Origin of the sequence: Paenibacillus whitsoniae (genome assembly GCF_003955665.1) — a bacterium.
In the GTDB taxonomy this organism is placed as follows: domain Bacteria; phylum Bacillota; class Bacilli; order Paenibacillales; family NBRC-103111; genus Paenibacillus_E; species Paenibacillus_E whitsoniae.
In genome coordinates this window covers 33,997-51,583 of sequence record NZ_RXHU01000011.1, presented here as the reverse complement: position 1 = coordinate 51,583, position 17,587 = coordinate 33,997, and the positions used below count along the sequence as shown (strand labels likewise).

The following is a 17,587-nucleotide window of genomic DNA, read 5'->3' as shown; positions in this document are numbered from 1 at the left end:
TTCACCCTGCCTTTATAGTTACATCGCTATTGTAAGAAACAATTGAAACAAAGTAAAGGTAGCCTTGCTATAGGAAGGAGCAGGGTTATCAAGAATAACGTCTATTCTGTACAGTTTTTTCTGTACAAACGGAATAAACGGTATTTAGTGTTGACATATCGCAAAGAGTTTCTTTACACTAGATAAGGAAAGCGGGAATGAACACATACAGAAAGGAGTGAGCGTATGGCCATCATTGATGTGCAGGGGGTAACGAAGATCTTTGGTTCCGATCCTAAATCTGTTCTGCCGCTGCTTGCAGACAAGGTTACGAAGGAACAGATCTACAAAGAGACCAAGCATACCGTAGGGGTCAACGAAGTCAGCTTTTCCGTACAGCCCGGGGAAATTTTTGTGATCATGGGGCTTTCGGGCAGTGGCAAATCCACGCTGGTCCGACTGCTGAACCGGCTGATCGAGCCGACGCAGGGAAGCATTCGTATTCATGGCCGCGATATCGTGGAGATGAACGAGGAAGAGCTGCGGCAGGTCAGAAGGCAGTCGATTTCCATGGTTTTTCAGAAATTTGCTTTATTTCCCCACAGAACCGTCATTCAGAATGTAGAGTACGGCCTTGAGGTTCAAGGCATCGCCAAGACGGAGCGGCGCTCGAAAGCGCTGCATGCCTTAAGTCTGGTCGGTCTTGAACAATGGGCGGACAGTCCGCCTTCCCAATTGAGCGGAGGCATGCAGCAGCGCGTTGGGCTCGCCAGAGCGCTTGCCAATGATCCCGACATTTTGTTAATGGATGAGGCGTTTAGTGCGCTTGATCCGCTGATTCGCAAGGATATGCAGGATGAACTGCTTGATCTGCAGGAGAAAATGAAAAAAACAATCGTATTTATTACACACGATCTGGACGAAGCGCTTCGCATCGGCGACCGCATTGCGCTCATGAAAGATGGGACCATCGTGCAGATCGGCAAACCGGAAGACATTATGATGAATCCCGCCAATGAATATGTAGAAAGATTCGTGGAGGACGTCGACCTGTCCAAGGTGCTGACCGCATCGTCCGTGATGCGCAGGCCCGAAACCATCGCCGTCGACAGGGGACCGAGGGTGGCGCTGCAGCTGATGCGCGAAAGCGGCATCTCCAACTTGTTTGTCGTAGACCGAGGGAAAAAGCTCATCGGCGTCATTACGGCAGAGGATGCTTCCGAGGCGGTGAAAACCGGGCAATCACTGGAGCAGATCGTAATTCGGGAGGTGCCGACGGTTGCACCCGAGCAGCTGCTGCATGAATTGTTTGAGGTATGCAGCCATGCAAAATACCCCGTTGGCGTCGTGGATGCCAACCGCCGCATCATCGGCGTGATCGTGCGGGGAGCCGTACTCGGAGCGCTTGCCGGGCAGCCGGCTAATCCGGAGGAGGTGAGCGAGCATGTTTCCCAAAATACCGCTGGATGAATGGGTGGAAGCTTTCGTAGATAAGCTCGAGAGCGGTTTGTCGGGTGTATTCGATGTCGTATCCACTTGCATTGAAGGCACCGTGCATGGATTTTCTTCTTTTTTTCATTTTGTACCGGACTTTTTATTAATCATCCTGGTTACGGCTTTAGCCTTTTACTTGGGAAAATGGGCGTTTGCGCTGTTTGCCGCTATCGGGCAGCTGCTTATACATAATCTAGGCTTCTGGGATCATACGATGGATACGCTTGCACTTGTACTGACCTCAGCGCTAATTTCAATCATCATCGGCATTCCGCTGGGCGTCTGGTGCGCCCAAAGCAATCGCGTTCGCAGCGTGCTGACGCCGTTGCTCGACTTCATGCAAACGATGCCCGCATTTGTATATTTGATCCCGGCGGTTACGTTCTTCGGTCTGGGCGTCGTTCCCGGCGTCATCGCCTCGGTGATCTTCGCTGTTCCGCCGACCATCCGGCTAACCAATCTGGGCATCCGGCAGGTGCCTGCGGATTTGGTGGAAGCGGCGGATGCCTTCGGCTCCAAGCCTTCGCAAAAGTTGTTTAAACTGCAGCTTCCGCTGGCGATGCCTTCCATGATGGCAGGCATTAACCAGACGATCATGCTGTCGCTGTCCATGGTGGTCATTGCGTCGATGATCGGTGCGCAAGGCATCGGGGCCGACGTGTACCGGGCCGTGACGCAAATCAAAACCGGCGAAGGGTTCGAAGCCGGGCTTTCGATTGTGGTGCTGGCGATTTTGCTGGATCGCATGACGCAATACATGTTGAAAAGAAAAAGGAGTGCATGAATATGCGTAAACATACAATTAAAACGTTGATGGCGGTCAGCCTGATCTTCGTATCGGTGCTGGCGGGATGCTCGAAGGAGGCAGCTTCGGATGCCAGTGTGGGCGATCAAGTGAAGCACGAAATCATCGGCATCGATCCCGGTGCGGGCTTGATGAAACAGACCGCGCAAGCATTGAAGGACTATGATCTCAAGGACTGGAAGCTGGTGGAAGGCTCCAGCGCTGCAATGACGGCGGCGCTCGACAAGGCATACAAGGCTAAAAAGCCGATCATTGTCACGGGCTGGACGCCGCACTGGATGTTTGCCAAATATGATCTGAAATATTTGAGCGATCCGAAGGGCTCTTACGGTCAAGACGAGCAGATTCATACGGTTGTGCGCACGGGCCTCAGCAAAGACGCGCCATCGGCCTATGCGATGCTGGACCGCTTCGAATGGACGCCGGAGGAGATGGCTGTCGTGATGTCCGCGGTTGCGGACGGCAAGAAGCCGGAAGAGGCGGCTGCAGCGTGGGTAAAGGACAATGCGGCCAAAGTCGACGCATGGGTGAAAGATCTGGCGCAGGACAATGGCAAAAAGCTGAAGCTGGCCTACGTTGCGTGGGACTCGGAGATTGCGAGCACGAACGTCGTGAAGACGGTGTTGGAACAGAAGCTTGGGTACACGGTAGAGATGCTGCAGGTAGAAGCGGGTCCGATGTGGGCGGGCATCGCCGATGGCAGCGCGGATGCGATGGTGGCTGCTTGGCTGCCGACGACGCATCAGGATTATTTGGAGAAGTATAAAGGGAAGTTCGAGGATCTGGGTCCCAATCTGAATGGGACGAAGCTTGGTCTTGTCGTTCCGAGTTATATGACGATTGCGTCGATTGAGGATTTGAAGTAGCGTCTTGTTATCATAGAGATAAGTCCCGATGTGGCGCAGAGCCTAGATGCATCGGGGCTTTTTCCTTCATTTGCCAGTGAATTCTTAACAACTAACATGTGGTGATAAGCGTCTATAGTACTACAATAGTGAGGCAAGGAGTCCTTTACGATGAATATAAAAAACCATGTATACGCAGGAGCTGCGCTGGTGCTTTTTATGGCGACGCTTCCTGCTGCAAATGCGCATGCGGACGGCGCTGCACCTTCTGTGTTTCTGGATGGTCACTTGTTAAGTTTTGAAACGCCTCCCCTCATTGAAGATGGTTACAGCCTCGTTCCTCTTCGTACGATTTTTGAAGGGGAGGGGGCTAAGGTGATCTGGGATGCGGGTACGGGAACGGTGTCGGCTACGAAAAATGATATCGTCTTAACCTATCGTGTTGGAGATCGGACCGCTTATAAAAATAAGGAGCCGATCGAGATGCCGATCGCGGGTAAAATCATTGACGGCACGACGATGATCCCGCTTCGCATCATAAGTGAATCACTTGGGAATCTCGTCCAGTGGCATGCGTATTCGCGATCCATTACGATTTCTACGGCGAATGTGTATGAAACCAAGATTGAATACGGCGTCAATCTGCGCGATGCTCCGAATACGAGCGCTGGAATCCTGCGCATGATTCCGAAGGATGAGAGTATCCATGTGATCCGAGAAGTCGACGCAAACTGGTTGGAAGTTCAGACGAAGGACAAGGCCATCGGATTCCTGTCCGCCTCGCCCCAGTACACGGATTATGCTTCTGCGGATAAGAAGGGGGATGACTTGCTCGCTTTCGGGGCTAAATTCCTGGGGACGCCTTACGAGTTCGGAGCAGCATCCGGTCAAACGCAAACGTTCGACTGCTCTTCTTTCGTTCAGTATGTGTTTAAGGAAGTGTTGTCGATCGTTCTCCCGCGAGTTTCATACGATCAAGCTTTGAAAGGAAAAGAAGTGCCACTGGATGAACTGCGCAAGGGCGATCTGCTGTTCTTCCGGGCTCGCGGACTCGACATCGGGCATGTCGGTATTTATGCGGGGGACGGGCGCATTCTTCATACGTACTCGAAAGAGCTGGGAGTCCACTTTGAAGAATTCGACGACACATGGAAAAATCGTTTTGTTACGGCAAGAAGAGTGTTCTGATGGTGTTCTTCTCTTCTTGCATAACATTCAAAGACAAGAAATCGCATTTAAGAACATAGCGAAAAATCAGTTTTTTCGCTATGCTTATTTTGGTAACCGCTTTCACGGAAATTTAGCATACTGCACGAAATATGGTACGATAGCGAGTACACAGAGCTGCAATTTTCGGCAAGGAATGAGGCTAATTCTGCATGCGGCAGTTGACAAACATAATGTCGAAGGGAAAACGGCTGTTGACCTTGAGTGGACTGAGGATGGAGTCCAAGCTGATCGTTATTTTTATCGTGCTCATTCTTATTCCGATTTCGATTTTGGGCTACGTGACCCATCGCAATTTCAACAACTCTCTCCAATCGAATACGATTGCCTATGTCATGGAGGTTTCCGATGAGATGGTGCAGCGGCTGGACGAGTACATCAAGGACATGGAGCAGCTCTCCACGATTCCTGCCTATGTGACGGAAATCAAGGACAATCTGGAGCTGTCGAATCGTTATTACGAAGAACAGTTGCGCGGCAGGGACGAAAGCGCCAAGCCAGCGGCCCCGTTTTCCAAAGTAACGCCGACCTCCGTCGATATTCGGCAGCGGATCGAATCGAGCATTAATTTTCTCAATAACATCAAAGAGGAGACCACGTCGGTCTACCTGTTCGATAAATACGGCAATGCCTACTACCGGTATAAGAACGGCTATCGGACGGACATCGCGACGCGATATGAAGATTGGAAAAAGGCGGTTCAGGATCAAAAAGGGCTCCCCGCGCTCATCGCGACGGAAGAAGTTGTGAGTAATACGAAAGGGCGCAGCTATGTGTTCTCGGTGGTGCGGGAAGTGTTCAATGACGCTTATCAATCGATCGGTTTAATTGTCGTGGATGCGAATATGAGCACGATCGAGCGTTTTGTTAACCGGCTGGATAAGGTGACGCGGGGCAAAACGTATATTCTGGATCGGAAAAATACCGTGTTCTATGACAGCGAACACGCCTACATCGCTCGTCCTATGCCGGAATCGGCCTGGCTGAGTAAAGCGGCGGGCCAGCAGGGAAGCTTCGTCGCAGACGTGGACGGCGTTCAATCGCTCGTCGTGTTTGTGACCTCTGCGCGCATGCAGTGGCGAATGATCATGACAGTGCCTTTGCATGAATTAACAAAGGATGTGCAGCGTAATCAGAAGCTGACTTTCTTTCCGGCGCTGATCACGATGGGGCTAGCGTTAACAGCTTCCATCTTTTTGGCGTTTGCAGTAACGCGTTCGCTGCGCAAGCTGATTAATCTGATGAAGGTTGTTCAGCAAGGCAAGCTGGAGGTCCGCTATCCGGTTACCGTTGATGACGAGATCGGCCGTCTGGGCAATCAATTCAACCGTATGCTGGAGCGGATTCAGGAATTGATTCACGAGAATGTGAGAATTGGCGAGCGGAAGCGGGAAGCGGAGCTGGATGCGCTGCAGTCTCAGATTAATCCGCATTTTATCTATAATACCTTGGAATCGATTCGCATGACGGCGGAATACAACGATGACGAAGAAGTAGCGGATATGACGGAGATCCTGGGCAAGCTGCTGCGGTACAGCATTTCGATGGGCAGGGAGTTTGTATCGTTGGAAGAAGAGCTCGAGCATGTGGAGAATTATATGAAGCTTCAAAATTATCGGTATCCGGGACAGTTTCATCTCGTCATCGAGCCCTGCGGTCCGTTCCGCGATCTTCGGCTGCTTAAGCTGGTGCTTCAGCCGATTGTGGAAAATGCCGTTTTTCACGGCAAAGATTCGGCGAAGAGTATCATGGAGCTGCGAATTTCGTTCGAAGTTACGGGAGAAGAGCTGCGTATCACCATCAGGGATAACGGCGTTGGGATGACGGAAGAGGCGCTGCGCATGCTGAGGACGTCGCTGAACGCGCCGCCATCCGAGAAGCCGGAACGGAACAAGCGCGGCATCGGACTTCGGAATGTGAATGAGCGTCTCAAGCTGTACTATGGCAATCACTGCGGACTGGAGGTTGACAGTCAACCTGGAGAAGGCGCGGAAGTTCGGGTGAAGGTGAAGATCGGATAAGGAAGGAGCTTGGAGAGATGCTAAGAATCGCGATTGTGGACGATGAAGAGCGGATTCGCTTCGGGTTAGGCAAAATCATTGGGAAAGCCAGCAAAGATTACCACATCGCCGGTCTATATGCCGATGGCCTGGAGGCGCTGCGGGAACTGCCGGCCGACATGCCCGATGTCGTGATTACAGATATTCAGATGCCCGGGATGAACGGCCTGGACTTGATTGAGCGGCTGCATCAAAGCTCGCCTGGGGTATCGTTCATCGTCTTGAGCGGTTACAATGAGTTCGAATATGCGCGGCAAGCCTTGCGGTTCGGCGTCAGCGACTATCTGCTGAAGCCGGTGGACAAGCAGGAGCTTTACGCGATCCTGGCGCGGCTGCACGCAGCGATTGAAAGTCAGCGCCAACGGCAGCAGGCTGAACTGGAGGAGACGCTGCGCAAGCTGCTTGCGCAGGATTCAGCCACAGACAGTTTGCTGGCCCAAGTGCCCGCCGTCTGGTGCGGCAAGCCGATCACGGTCATCGCCGTGAAGTCGGATTCGCCGATGGAGCGACCAGCCCTTGAGGTGTGGGAGCAGGAGACTATAACGTCCTGCCCGCAGCTGAAAGTGATTCCGTTATCACGCTTTGAAGTGTGCGTGCTCTTTGCGCACCAGGAGATGCCGGAGCAGGGGCGGTGCGGGCAGGCGAAAGCACTTACCGAGTCATTGATGGATCGGCTGAGCGGCAGCCTCTCGGCAGGCATCGGGCCTTCGGCGCCCGATGTCAGCCAGCTGGGCGCTGCTTGCCAGGAGGCGCTGCGGGTCTGCGAATACGCGCTGTATTCGCCGTATCGGACGCAGACGCTGTGCGCCTGTGAACTGCCGGCCGAGCCAGGCCTGGTCGCGGCGGATAAGCTGGAGAAGCGGCTAAGACCGCATCTGGAGCTGCTGGATATGCCCAAGATTCGCGAAACGCTGCAAGCGGAATTTGTTTCTCTGGCGCAAGTGAAACCAGAAAGAAGACGGCTTATGGAAGCTTGCGCCAAATGGGTCTACTTCATGGAGCGTGAAGTTCCTGAATTTACGGAAGCGGCGGCGGCTGCCCTCGGAGGAGAGCTATCCGCAGAAGTCTTATTTGGAAGGCATCAACGCTTTTCCGATATACAAGCACAATTTATCCGCAGCGTGCTGGATGTGCTTGCGAAGGCGAAGGACATCCGTGACGAAAGCGAGAATCGCGTCATTGATAAAGTGAAACGGCTGATCGCCGAAGACTATCGGAACGAGATCGAATTGCAGCGGCTAGCGGATCAGGTGTTTTTGACGCCAAGCTATTTGAGCAAGTTTTTCAAATCGGAAACGGGGCAGACGCTCACCGATTATTTAATCGGCATTCGAATCGAGAGAGCAAAGGAACTGCTGAAGCACCGTGCGGACTTGAAATCGTACGAAGTCGGGGAGAATGTGGGGTATCCTGACCCTGCGTATTTTAATAAAATTTTTAAACGCGTCGTCGGATTGACACCCAAGGAATATCGTGACACGGTCAGATAGCGGCAAGGCAGATTGAATAAAAGAAGACAAGAAATGCAGTTTCAGTCCCTGTCATCGCCTGACGTGAATCTTTATAATGAAGCCATGAAAGCGATAACAGAATATTTGCCTGGGCATGCTATGCAAAAACAAGTGTAGGGAGCTTTCAAGTTGAAGATGAAGACAATCATGCTGCTGCTCGCCATCTCACTCTGTACAGGCTGCAGGGCTTCAGACAGCGCGAACGATTCACCGCTTCCGGAAGCCGCGGCGCCCCGGGAGACAGCGCCGATGGAGACGCTTATCGGAGGCTCGATTACGGTTACGACGAATCGCGTGGATTTGGTGAATGACGGTACGTTTGATCGCTATGCCGCGGCTTTCAAGGCTAAGTACCCGGCGGTGGAGAATGTTGTTTTCGAGCCGCTCTCGAATTATGAGAGTGAGATTCGAACGAGGATCACAACGGGCTCGGCGGGGGATGTGCTGTTTATTCCCGGTAACATTGCCCAGAATCAATTGGGCGATTTTTTTGAACCGGTTGAGGATGTCGCGGCTCGGCTTGGCAAGCTGCATTTCAAAGATTTTAAAGCGTATGAAGGGCATGTGTACGGCATCGTTTCCGGTGTTTCCGTCGAAGGAATCATCTACAACAAGCGGGCTTTTGCCAAAGCGGGGATTTCCAGCCCGCCTCAATCGTTGACGGCCTTTTATGAAACGTGCCGTTTGCTCCGAAATGCCGGCGTTATTCCCATCTACGTGAATTACGGCGCGCAATGGCCCATGAAGCAGTGGAGCGAGATTCTCGCGACGATGATGAGCGGACGGGGAAGCTTTCTCGATGAGATGACAACGCAGGAGTCGCCGTTCCAGCTTGAGAACGAATTCGGCCGCGCTCTGACGATTCTTCGTACGCTTATTCAGAACGAGGATGTCGAACCTGATCTTCGCAATAGCAATTGGGAAGCGTCCAAGCAGGATCTGTCGTCCGGGAAGGCGGGGATGTATTTCCTGGGCAATTGGGCGATTAACCAGTTGATCGCTACCGGCGCCAAGTCTGAGGATATCGGCTTCTTCCCGTTTCCTTACGACAACAGCGGCAACCTCCAAGCGCTGCTGAATAACGATTGGTTCTATGCGGTCAGCAAAGTCAGCACGAACAAAGAAACGGCGAAAGCCTGGATCCGCTTCATGGTAGAAGACTCGGGGTATGACATTCAGTCTGGCTTTATTCCGCCGCAAACGGAGAAAAAATGGCAGCTCCCGCAATTGGATGAGTTTTTTGCGTATAAGCCGGTTTTGTTTGAGAACGCGCCGACGTCCCCGCTCTGGTATGACATTGCCAATGAATCCAGAATCGACTTCTTCCAAGGGGAGTATTTGCAGCGCGCCGCGATTGCGGAAGATCTGCGCACCAGTTTTGAGCAGTTGAATCGTCAATGGCAGGAAGGCAAGGCCCGCGCGGAGTACAGTCGCACACCCTAATTGCTAAGCATCCCAGGCAGCAGACAGGAAAGGGCTGAAAGACAATGACGATGAGCTACAGAACACAAAGAACGGTCATTCTGGTTTCATTCTTGACCGTTCCCCTAATTCTTCTGGGCATGTTCTCTTATTATCCGGCGGTTCATTTAGTGTACTACAGCTTTTTACAATGGGACGGCTTGACCGACAAGACGTTTGTCGGGCTTCGCAATTATAAAGAAATTGTGACGAATGCGGAATACTTCGGGGTGCTGAGAAACAATCTGTATTATTTTGCAGGAGGTCTACTGCAGACCGGGTTCGCGCTCTATTTTGCCGTGGTGCTGAACACCAGGCTGAGAGGCCGGAACGTGTTCCGGGTGATCCTTTTTCTGCCGTACATCATGCACAGCGTTGCTATTGTGTTTATGTTTCAAGCGCTTTACAACAGCCAATATGGCACCTTGAACGGACTGCTGGACGCGATTGGCTTTGGCAATCTTCGGCACGACTGGCTAGGGGATAAGGATACGGTCAATTATGCGTTGGCATTCGTGTCCATGTGGAAATACATGGGGTTGAGCATGGTCATTTTCCTGGGATCGCTGCAATCGATTCCTTCAGATTTATACGAGGCTGCACGCATTGACGGCGCTTCTGCGATGCAGCAATTCTGGCGAATTACGATGCCGAGCATACGCAAAGTGCTGGAGCTGCTGCTGCTGCTGACGCTGACCGGCGCTTTGGAAGCTTTTGAAATCCCTTACATTATGATGTTGGGCGCAAACGGAACGGATACGTTCATCATGAAGACAGTTGAAGTTGCATTTCAATTCCAGCAAGTCGGCCTTGGATCGGCGATGGCGGTTATTATGCTGATTATTGTGCTCGGCTTCGTCGGGCTGCAGCGACTGCTGCTCAGAGGAGGTGATGACGCATGAGAAGTGAAGAGTCCCGATTGCTCAAAGCGTTTTATTATGTGACGCTGTTGCTTGGTTCATTGATCGTGCTGTTCCCGCCGTACACGGTGTTTATTACTTCTTTAAAATCGAAGCATGAGTTTTTGCAAAGCCGGTTTGCGCTGCCGGAGAACCTGTTCAACCTGGACAATTATGTGTTTATTTTTGAAAAAACAAAGCTAATTTCGACGGCGCTGCCGAACACGCTCTACATTATCGCTGTCTCGGTGGCAGGCAATATCGTGCTGGGAACGATGGTCGCTTACGCACTGGGACGGTTCGAATTCAAGCTGAAAAAATACATTATCGGCGCCTATCTGTTGGCTTCGGTCATACCGTTGGTCACGACGCAGGTCGCTACCTACAAGCTGATGAATGCACTGGGCCTGATCAATAACATTCACGCGCCGATTCTGCTCAATCTTGGAGCGGATGTCATCTCGATTATCATCTACTTGCAGTTCAGTCGCAACATCGCTTATGCGCTCGATGAAAGCGCGATGCTGGAAGGTGCGTCCTTGTTCCGCATTTACTGGCAAATCTTCTTCCCGCTGCTGCTGCCGGCGACGGTCACAGTTGTCATTCTGCGCACGATTTATATCTACAACGATTTTTATATTCCGTTTTTGTATTTGACCAAACCGTCTTTGCAAGTCGTTTCAACGTCAATTTTTCAGTTTGTCGGGCCGAATGCGGCGAGTTGGAACAATATTTCCGCGATGATTTTCGTTATCTTCATTCCCGCGATCGTGCTCTTTCTCTTTCTGCAGAAATTTATCTATGCAGGCGTAACGAGCGGCTCAGTCAAAGGCTAGGAAGGGCGTCATGGGTTATTCAAGCTTTCTGTCCATTGGGCGGAAGGCTTTTTTGTTAGTTTATTGCAGTATTGGAACAAGATAACTGAAGACAAGATTTCATAAACCATTGCAATGTAAACGTTCGTCTTTCTCGATACAATCAGCAATGTAAGCGATAACAAAATTCAACATAAGCAAAGGGGAGTAGGTCTCACATGAAAAAAGTATTGGGAACTGTGCTTGTCCTAGCATTGTCAGCATCAGCACTTACAGCCTGCGGCTCGAAGGACTCGAACGAAGGTGCAGCAGGCACCGCCTCGGCACAGCCAACGGCAGCAGGAGCAACAGCGTCGGCGTCGGCTAATGCCAATGTCAAAGGCAAGCTGACGTTCGTGACAAATCGAACGGATTTGATTAATGACGGCACCTTTGATAAATACGAGAAGGCGTTCAAGATGAAATACCCGGGCGTTGAGGATGTTGAATTTGAAGGCATCACCAACTATGAAAGCGACATTCGCGTGCGTCTCTCCGCCAATAATGTCGGTGATGTGCTCATGATCCCATCCAATATCGCGACGCAGGATTTGGGGAAATTTTTCGCGACAGTGAACGATGCGGCAGATGAGCTTGGCGATTTGTATTTTAAAAATATTAAAGCAGACGGCGGCAGCATCTATGGTATTGTCTCCGGCGTCAGCACGGAAGGTATTGTGTATAATAAGCAGGCATTTCAGAAAGCGGGCATTACGTCACCGCCGAAAACGCTGGATGAGTTCTATGCGGCTTGCGAGAAATTGAAAGCGGCGGGCATTGTGCCGATTTACATCAACAATGGCGCGCAATGGCCAATGAAGCAGTGGGGCGAAGTGCTGGCGCCGTTCATGAGCGGCAACGCACACTACCTAGATACGATGAACAACACGGATGAGCCGTTTAAAGTCGATAACGAATTCGGCAAAGGGTTCGCGATTCTGAGGACGCTCAAAGAGAAAGGCTATATCGAGAAGGATTTATACAGCAACGTCTGGGAGGCATCCAAAGGAGAGATCGCTTCAGGGAAAGCGGGGATGTATTTCCTCGGCAACTGGGTCATCAATCAGGTCATCGGCGCCGGTGCCAAGTCCGAGGATATCGGCTTCTTCCCGTTCCCTTACGACAACAGCGGCAAATTGAATGCGCCCTTGAACTATGATTATTTTTATGGCGTCAGCGCAGCGAGCAAGAACAAAGAAACGGCGAAAGCCTGGATCAAGTTCATGGTACAGGAGTCCGGGTTTGTTGAAGCTTCCGGCTTCATTCCGCCGCAAAAATCGAAAGAGCCAGGGCTTGCCCAACTCAAGGAGTTCTCTTCCTACAAACCGAATTTCATTGAAAATGTTGCGACTTCGTCTAAGTGGAACGATATTGGCAACGCTGCGAAAATCGATTTCTACGGCGGCAAGTATATTCAGAAGGTTCTGGAGGCGAAGGATCTGAAGACGGAACTGGATGAATTGAACAAACGTTGGAAGGAAGCGAGAGCTTCGGTTAAATAATACGCAGCTGCGGCAGAAGGCTGTTCGGGGACAAATCCCCGGGCGGCCTTTTTTGTTGTAATCGACATATCCGGCGTAAGCAGCACATGCATATAGGCCTAAAGTCTAATGTTTATTTATCATATAGGCCTTTTCGGGGAGGAATTATCAAAAAAGGTGTCGAAGTACACACGCAGCGAGATTAACCATGAAGGTGGCAACAGCATGAATAAAAGGGTAATTGGCCTTCTCATCGCAGTCATTTCGGCAGCCACTGCAAGCTGCAGTCCCATGGACCACTCGGAAGGGGCACAAATTGGAAGCGCTGTCAACGGGCCCAGGAAAATCGGCTTTTTAGTTTACAATTCAGGTGATGCTTATCTATCTCAAGCGCAGAATGCCTTCGCCGGCGTGGCTGGATACAAAGCAACCGTCAACTTTAAGGATAGTCAAAATTCGCAGCAGATCCAGAATAAGAATATTGACGATTACATAGATAAAAAGTTCGATGCGTTGGTCGTTAACCCTGTGGATCGGACTGCGACGAGCATTATCATCGATAAAGCCAAGCGTGCAGGTGTACCGGTTGTCTTTTTTAATAGGGAACCACTGCCGGACGATATGAAAAAATGGAATCGAATCTACTATGTGGGGGCGAAAGCTGAGCAATCCGGTGCAATGGCCGGTGAGATTATGGCTGACTATTTTAAACGTCATCCGGACGCGGACAAGAATAAAGACGGTACGATGCAATATGTCATGCTAAAAGGACAGCCTGGACACCAGGATGCTGAAATTCGCACGAAGTATGCGGTCAAAGCAGTGGAAGATGCGGGCATTAAAGTGGAGAAGCTGGCTGAGGATACTGCAGGATGGGACCGGAATAAGGGGCGGGACAAGATGGCTGCATTCCTGTCAACATATGGTGACCGGATCGAGGCTGTATTTTCAAATAATGACGAGATGGCACTCGGCGCGATTGAGGCTCTTAAACGAAGGGGATATTTTAAAGAAAATAAATATATACCGGTCGTTGGCGTCGATGCGACACCTGATGCGATCAAAGCGCTGGAAGAGGGCACCTTGCTCGGGACGGTATTAAATGATGCGAAGAATCAAGGGAGGGCATTATTTAACTTGGCACTCGCTCTTGCTAATAAACAAACGCCAACCAAAGAAAATATAGGCGGATACGAGCTAACTGATGGAAAATATGTCTGGACTGCCTATAAAAAAATAACAAAAGATAACCTTTATGATACTAGATGAATGGAATTAAAAAACAACTCAGAGGATCAACAGGTCATTGGGGGATAATGTTATGACTTTACGTAAGAAAGTATTGATTTTCATCGGTATGATTGTCCTTTTCGGACTTGCTTGTACTTATTTTTCATTAGACCGGATTTTACTGAAACGTTTTGCTGAATTGGATAAACGAGCAATCAATGCGGATATGAAAAATATGATATTAATCTTGGAACATGAAACAGAAAATATGAAAACAAATATGACCGACTATTCGGCATCCAACGCGATATATGATTTTATGAAAAAAACCGTGAAGTCTGCGCCAATAGAAGATGATCCTTACATACAAAACAAATTCAACGATGCCTTCTTTCAGACGAACACGATTCACTTTGCAGCGCTGTTCGGAGCAAGTGATCAGGTGAGGTACGATCGTTACTATGATGTAGCAGCAGGAAGGCAAACCAAGCCCCCAACAGGCATGACCGATTCTATATTGGCAAACGGTGGAAGCTTAATCCATTTCACTGGAGAATTTCAGAGTAAAACAGGGGTTATCGCTACCAGTGAAGGACCTATGCTGGTCGTTTCGCTTCCCATTATTAAAAGCACGATGGAAGGACCTATCCAAGGTGCTTTGGTTGTCGGCCGTCTTTTAGATGCCATGGAAATTGAACGTTTGACGATTTTAAGCCATTCTCAATTTACATTCCAATTAGCAAAAGATCTGCAGATTCCGAAATTCCACGACAATGCGGACGGAGCACCCATCATCTGGATGGATAATATTTCGAATGAAAAAGTGATTGTCCATTCTTTATTGAAGGATGTATTTGGGAACCCTTATTTGGTTCTATCCTCGGAAAAAATACGGAATGTCTACAATCCGGGCCAATTGGCCGTAAAGCTGTATGCGTTTATCCTGACCCTGATTGTTCTCTTTGTTTCCGCAGGTATTATGATGATTATCGATCGGATGATCCTGAAGAGAATGAAGGGGCTGGTCATTAACTTTCGTTCCATCACACAAAAACAAGATTTTACATTACGGATTAACAGTCAGGGCTCTGATGAGTTTGCCCAATTGGAAAAAGAATTTAATACCATGATGTCTTCCCTTGAGGGCTCCAGAAATTTATTAGAGAAGCAAGCCATTTACGATCCTTTAACTCTTTTGCCGAATAGAGCCCATTTTTTCAATCGCTTAGAAAGCGCTATTCGAGAGGCGAAAGAGCAAGAGGTGCCGCTTGCCCTTTTGTTCATTGATCTCGACCGATTTAAATGGGTGAATGACACCTGGGGCCATGATTATGGGGATGAGCTTCTTAAAGTGATCGCCTCCCGGCTTCAAGAGGGAATGGAGCCAGGAAATTTCGTCTCGCGATTAGGCGGGGATGAGTTTACTGTGCTGTTGACGAAAATTTCCGGAAAAGAAGCGGCTTACTTAAAAGCAAATCAAATTCATACGGCGTTAGCTTCCTCTTATTCGATAAAAGGGCGGCAATTTCATACGACGGCCAGCATTGGAATCAGCATATTCCCGGACGATGGGAGCACCCCGGAAGAATTGGTGAAATTTGCGGACATCGCTATGATTAAATCGAAGGAATCGGGAAGAAACCGGCTGAGTGCGTACTCAAATCGAATGATGGAAGATCTTGAGCGTAAAATTATATTGGAAACTCAGCTGGCGTCGGCTATGGTCAACAACGAATTTCATGTATTCTACCAACCGATTGTAGACGCGCAGTCGTTACAAGTTGTTAAGGTGGAAGCCCTGCTTCGATGGAAGCATCCGGAAATGGGTTGGATTTCTCCTTCGGAATTTATCCCTATTGCTGAAACGTCAGGTATGATTATCCCTTTAGGCAATTGGGTGATTTACCAAGCTTGCGCTGATATTATAAAGCTGAAGCAATGCGGATATCCCGATTTAATTGTTACGGTGAATGTATCCGTTCTGCAATTGGAGCAGGATCCATTCTTGGAAGTCATCTCGAGGATTCTGTCGGAAGCCCGGATCCGACCGGAAGACATCGAGCTGGAAATCACGGAGAGCACGACCATGTCACAAGGCAAAGCCGCAGAAACGCTCATGATGCTCTTAGATCTTGGTGTGAAAATTTCAGTCGACGACTTTGGCACTGGCTATTCATCACTCAGTTATTTGCGCCGTTACCCGCTTCATACGATAAAAATCGATAAATCGTTTATTAATGAAATGACGGTTGTTGATTTTGACAGGACCATCTCCAAGGCCATAATTGATCTAGGACATAACTTACAGCTTAAAGTCGTTGCGGAAGGGATAGAGACGGAAGAGCATTTTAATCTGTTAAGGGCTCTAGGATGCGATGAAATTCAGGGGTATTTTATTAGCAAGCCCCTCGACTTTGCAACGATGTGTAAATTTTTGCAAAATTTCAATTTAAAAGTTGGCTGAAATCCCTCGGATCATGGATGGCAAGGAGAGCTGTTTTGAAAGTTGCAAGTTGACTTTCAGGACGGCTTTTTTAGTTTGACCAATGGTTCCGTAGGAGGTCACGAATGTGCCTATGGAACAGTGGAAACGGGTTCGCCACTCGAATCCACGAACTTAAGGCATCAGGCGCGCCTTGCTTGTTATGGCAAAATGAAGGCGAGGAAGAAGAGGAATGTCTCATAACACAAACAACGCCCTTCCGACTTCCTACTGGGAAGCAAAAGGGCTAAGAAGCTTATTTTCTCAGTATTTTGAGCTTTGTTAACCTTTTTGAACCGACATATGCGGGGGAGTGCGAGAAAACGGAGGCTTGCCGCTTTCTACTGCTCAATTATTATGTCAGTTAGCACAGCTTTCGCTGCTGGAATTCAGCCTTTAACTTCTTAAGTTTATCTCTGCTAATGGGGATTGTTTCTTTAGTATTGACTAATCTCAGAAAATAGCCTCGAACCTTGAATTTCTCCCTTTCGTAATTCTGAATGTATTGCTTATTTACCAAGTAAGACTGATAGGGGCTAAATAGTTGTTCAGATTGGACTGCAAGTTCTTCTAGTTTTGAAGTGGTTTCGTTAATTCTCCCTCCCACCATATGTATTTTAGTATGGTATGCTTCTCTTTTTACATAGACAATCTGGTTTTCATGGATTTTCGAAACCCTAATAAGTCCCTTGTCTTTAATTAAGATCTCATTAGTTGAAGCATTGTGACGATTATTTAAACGATTTATTGCTCTTTCGACTGCCAGGTTAAATTCCAACTCATGAAAAGGTTTTGAAATAAAGTAGCCTGTCTGAAGTGTATTGATTGTCGATATGATCGTTTGTAAATCTTGTGATCCGCTAACGACAATAATTTCTGGGATAAAGCCTTGCTGATGAAGAATTTCAATCGCTGTAATTCCATCTAGCCCTTCTAAAGAAATATCAAGAACAATAATGTCAGGCAGATTAGCCATATATGAGCTGACCAGGCTACCTCCTGAACTAACTACATCTAGCACAGTTAAATTGTTTGATTCACAAAGCTTAACCAGTAGCTGTGCAATGCTATTGTTATCCTCTGCTATAACGACACTAGCCATCTTTAAAACCTCCTATATTTTGTCGAATTATAGGATTATTTTATGATATTTTTCGACGAAATCACAGATATCCGGGAAAATATGACAAATACATGGTTTTTTTGGACTATTTAACATAGTTATATAGACTCTAATTCTGAGCGAGATATAATATTGG

At 48.8% G+C, this 17,587-nt stretch carries 13 protein-coding genes; 12 read left to right on the top strand and 1 reads right to left on the bottom strand.

Going from position 1 to position 17,587, the window contains the following annotated elements; all coding sequences use genetic code 11:
• The first annotated feature begins 225 nt into the window (after positions 1-225).
• The 12 genes from EJQ19_RS02730 (at position 226) to EJQ19_RS02675 (ending at position 16,310) form a co-directional block, all read left to right on the top strand.
• On the top strand, positions 226-1,449 hold the full coding sequence (locus EJQ19_RS02730; RefSeq protein WP_126139670.1) for a quaternary amine ABC transporter ATP-binding protein: 1,224 nt from the start codon (positions 226-228) through the stop codon (positions 1,447-1,449).
• Positions 1,424-2,257: an ABC transporter permease gene (locus EJQ19_RS02725; RefSeq protein ID WP_126139669.1), complete on the top strand. Its 834-nt coding sequence runs from the start codon at positions 1,424-1,426 to the stop codon at positions 2,255-2,257. The genes EJQ19_RS02730 and EJQ19_RS02725 overlap by 26 nt, the downstream gene beginning before the upstream one ends.
• 2 nt (positions 2,258-2,259) lie before the next feature.
• Positions 2,260-3,144 carry a glycine betaine ABC transporter substrate-binding protein gene (locus tag EJQ19_RS02720; RefSeq protein WP_126139668.1) on the top strand — a complete coding sequence of 295 codons (885 nt, stop codon included), beginning with the start codon at positions 2,260-2,262 and terminating at the stop codon, positions 3,142-3,144.
• A 150-nt stretch (positions 3,145-3,294) separates the two neighbouring features.
• Entirely contained in the window at positions 3,295-4,311 is a 1,017-nt protein-coding gene (locus EJQ19_RS02715; protein WP_126139667.1) for a C40 family peptidase, read from the top strand.
• A gap of 254 nt (positions 4,312-4,565) precedes the next feature.
• Positions 4,566-6,371, top strand: a complete 1,806-nt coding sequence (locus tag EJQ19_RS02710) for a cache domain-containing sensor histidine kinase (protein WP_241242697.1) — start codon at positions 4,566-4,568, stop codon at positions 6,369-6,371.
• A gap of 17 nt (positions 6,372-6,388) precedes the next feature.
• Complete coding sequence (locus EJQ19_RS02705; protein ID WP_126139665.1) at positions 6,389-7,900, top strand: response regulator; 1,512 nt, start codon at positions 6,389-6,391, stop codon at positions 7,898-7,900.
• Positions 7,901-8,056: 156 nt separating this feature from the next.
• Positions 8,057-9,364, top strand: coding sequence for an ABC transporter substrate-binding protein (locus EJQ19_RS02700; protein ID WP_241242710.1), 1,308 nt, complete (start codon positions 8,057-8,059; stop codon positions 9,362-9,364).
• Positions 9,365-9,408: 44 nt separating this feature from the next.
• Positions 9,409-10,284 carry a carbohydrate ABC transporter permease gene (locus EJQ19_RS02695; RefSeq protein WP_126139664.1) on the top strand — a complete coding sequence of 292 codons (876 nt, stop codon included), beginning with the start codon at positions 9,409-9,411 and terminating at the stop codon, positions 10,282-10,284.
• The gene (locus tag EJQ19_RS02690; protein WP_126139663.1) at positions 10,281-11,117 is read left to right on the top strand and encodes a carbohydrate ABC transporter permease; all 837 of its coding nucleotides are present in this window, start codon (positions 10,281-10,283) and stop codon (positions 11,115-11,117) included. The genes EJQ19_RS02695 and EJQ19_RS02690 overlap by 4 nt, the downstream gene beginning before the upstream one ends.
• A gap of 197 nt (positions 11,118-11,314) precedes the next feature.
• Positions 11,315-12,637: an ABC transporter substrate-binding protein gene (locus EJQ19_RS02685; RefSeq protein WP_126139662.1), complete on the top strand. Its 1,323-nt coding sequence runs from the start codon at positions 11,315-11,317 to the stop codon at positions 12,635-12,637.
• A gap of 204 nt (positions 12,638-12,841) precedes the next feature.
• Complete coding sequence (locus EJQ19_RS02680; RefSeq protein ID WP_126139661.1) at positions 12,842-13,885, top strand: galactose ABC transporter substrate-binding protein; 1,044 nt, start codon at positions 12,842-12,844, stop codon at positions 13,883-13,885.
• 52 nt (positions 13,886-13,937) lie between these two features.
• A complete protein-coding gene (locus EJQ19_RS02675; RefSeq protein ID WP_126139660.1) occupies positions 13,938-16,310 on the top strand; it encodes a sensor domain-containing diguanylate cyclase in 2,373 nt (790 codons plus the stop codon).
• 382 nt (positions 16,311-16,692) lie between these two features.
• Here the strand turns inward: EJQ19_RS02675 and EJQ19_RS02665 are convergent, their stop codons facing one another.
• Positions 16,693-17,430, bottom strand: a complete 738-nt coding sequence (locus EJQ19_RS02665; protein WP_126139659.1) for a LytR/AlgR family response regulator transcription factor — start codon at positions 17,428-17,430, stop codon at positions 16,693-16,695.
• Positions 17,431-17,587: the final 157 nt, after the last annotated feature.

What these genes read in the sequence shown, in the direction of transcription:
- EJQ19_RS02730 (WP_126139670.1), top strand. Translation starts at nt 226, where the DNA reads ATGGCCATCATTGATGTGCAGGGGGTAACGAAGATCTTTGGTTCCGAT.
- EJQ19_RS02705 (WP_126139665.1), top strand. Translation starts at nt 6,389, where the DNA reads ATGCTAAGAATCGCGATTGTGGACGATGAAGAGCGGATTCGCTTCGGG.
- EJQ19_RS02720 (WP_126139668.1), top strand. Translation starts at nt 2,260, where the DNA reads ATGCGTAAACATACAATTAAAACGTTGATGGCGGTCAGCCTGATCTTC.
- EJQ19_RS02700 (WP_241242710.1), top strand. Translation starts at nt 8,057, where the DNA reads ATGAAGACAATCATGCTGCTGCTCGCCATCTCACTCTGTACAGGCTGC.
- EJQ19_RS02710 (WP_241242697.1), top strand. Translation starts at nt 4,566, where the DNA reads ATGGAGTCCAAGCTGATCGTTATTTTTATCGTGCTCATTCTTATTCCG.
- EJQ19_RS02725 (WP_126139669.1), top strand. Translation starts at nt 1,424, where the DNA reads ATGTTTCCCAAAATACCGCTGGATGAATGGGTGGAAGCTTTCGTAGAT.
- EJQ19_RS02680 (WP_126139661.1), top strand. Translation starts at nt 12,842, where the DNA reads ATGAATAAAAGGGTAATTGGCCTTCTCATCGCAGTCATTTCGGCAGCC.
- EJQ19_RS02715 (WP_126139667.1), top strand. Translation starts at nt 3,295, where the DNA reads ATGAATATAAAAAACCATGTATACGCAGGAGCTGCGCTGGTGCTTTTT.
- EJQ19_RS02685 (WP_126139662.1), top strand. Translation starts at nt 11,315, where the DNA reads ATGAAAAAAGTATTGGGAACTGTGCTTGTCCTAGCATTGTCAGCATCA.
- EJQ19_RS02695 (WP_126139664.1), top strand. Translation starts at nt 9,409, where the DNA reads ATGACGATGAGCTACAGAACACAAAGAACGGTCATTCTGGTTTCATTC.
- EJQ19_RS02690 (WP_126139663.1), top strand. Translation starts at nt 10,281, where the DNA reads ATGAGAAGTGAAGAGTCCCGATTGCTCAAAGCGTTTTATTATGTGACG.
- EJQ19_RS02675 (WP_126139660.1), top strand. Translation starts at nt 13,938, where the DNA reads ATGACTTTACGTAAGAAAGTATTGATTTTCATCGGTATGATTGTCCTT.
- EJQ19_RS02665 (WP_126139659.1), bottom strand. Translation starts at nt 17,430, where the DNA reads ATGGCTAGTGTCGTTATAGCAGAGGATAACAATAGCATTGCACAGCTA.